Genomic DNA, 1,247 nt, shown 5'->3' with positions numbered 1-1,247 from the left:
AATCAATCCAAAGAAACTACTTCGCAGTAAATGGACGGCCGTTAGCCCAGTAAAGAAAGAAAAGCACTTTATGATCACTGAGGTCGAATTCGAAGAAGGGGAGGTCATTCGTTGCTTAATAGAAGCGGTGATGACGAAACGAGAAGAAGACATTAACTGGCGCGATCTAACCGATAAGGATCATTGGCTTCCTGGTTGGAAATAAGTGTATCAAGTCGAGGCGATCTGCTTGATACACTTGTATTAATTACCCGACGCAGCAAGCCCTTGCCAGTATTTAAGGCCTTCTAACACACCCTCTGCATGTGTTGCTCTGCTGGTGTATACATTATCTCGATCGGACAGGTGAGCGATCTCAGGGTAATGATTCGCGACCAATATTGAATTTACGCCATCTATGGTTAGCATCGAGGTGTCGTTCGCTGAGTCGCCAGCCACGCATACCTCTTCAATGCTTAACTGATGTTGTTTAAGTAGATGATGAATCGCTGTGGCCTTGTTGACCCCCTTAGGCGTGATATCTAAGTACCAATCGTGGGAATAAGTAAGGTGTACATCTAAACCGTGTGATTCCAGACGAGATACGATCAGCTCATGTTGAGGCTCTGAGAGTTTTCCTTCGAAAGTGATCTTGTAGTCCCCTTGATGGCTCTCTAAGCGCTCTCCCATGAAATCGAGCGATGCAAGTGCAGACTCAACCTTTGACTTGTTCCAAGATGCTTCTAATTGATTGTGCCAGGTGTGATCCGGCGTTTGGGAGTGCTCGTGATGAATTCTCGTGCCTACGTCGCTGATAATCGTGTGTGGTTTCGGGTAGTTGTCAGAAGCTAAACCCACACGAATTGAGGGCAGTGTTCTACCTGTCGCGATGATAAAGCGGATAGCCGGTTGCTTTGTTAAGTAGTTAAACAACTGATCAACCCCATGAGACGAGCCGCCATCAAGCGTGCCATCAAAGTCACACACCAGCATTTTTATCATTCTAATACCTGTCCTTTTATCCGTCCGAAAGAGTGCCCAACCTTTAGATAAAGAATGGAACAGCAATGTGTACTCTACAAGTTGTCTTTCGGCCTGGGTAATCGACTTTTGACAGTTTGCAGCAAGTATCACAGTTGGTGTTATGTCTTCTATATCGGAGATGAAGGTATCAATCCGATCTGTGCCTAATTGGACGGACTCTATCCAGATTGCCCTTCATATGTGTGTAAAAGTCATTGGGAGTGCGCGCCTCGTAATGGTGTTAA

General features: G+C 45.6%; 2 protein-coding genes. One reads left to right on the top strand and one right to left on the bottom strand.

Annotated elements, in window-relative coordinates; translation table 11 throughout:
- The first annotated feature begins 1 nt into the window (after window position 1).
- Window positions 2–205, top strand: coding sequence for a TIGR02450 family Trp-rich protein (locus AB4496_RS27680; protein ID WP_372133208.1), 204 nt, complete (start codon window positions 2–4; stop codon window positions 203–205).
- Between the two features lie 38 nt (window positions 206–243).
- Here the strand turns inward: AB4496_RS27680 and AB4496_RS27675 are convergent, their stop codons facing one another.
- Window positions 244–981 (bottom strand): HAD-IIB family hydrolase, encoded by a 738-nt coding sequence (locus tag AB4496_RS27675; protein ID WP_009846454.1) that lies wholly within the window; start codon window positions 979–981, stop codon window positions 244–246.
- Window positions 982–1,247: the final 266 nt, after the last annotated feature.

Source organism: Vibrio sp. 10N.222.46.A1 (assembly GCF_041473595.1).
GTDB lineage: Bacteria > Pseudomonadota > Gammaproteobacteria > Enterobacterales > Vibrionaceae > Vibrio > Vibrio tasmaniensis_A.
The sequence above is the reverse complement of the archived record's forward strand: the minus strand, read 5'-3'. Positions and strand labels throughout refer to the sequence as shown.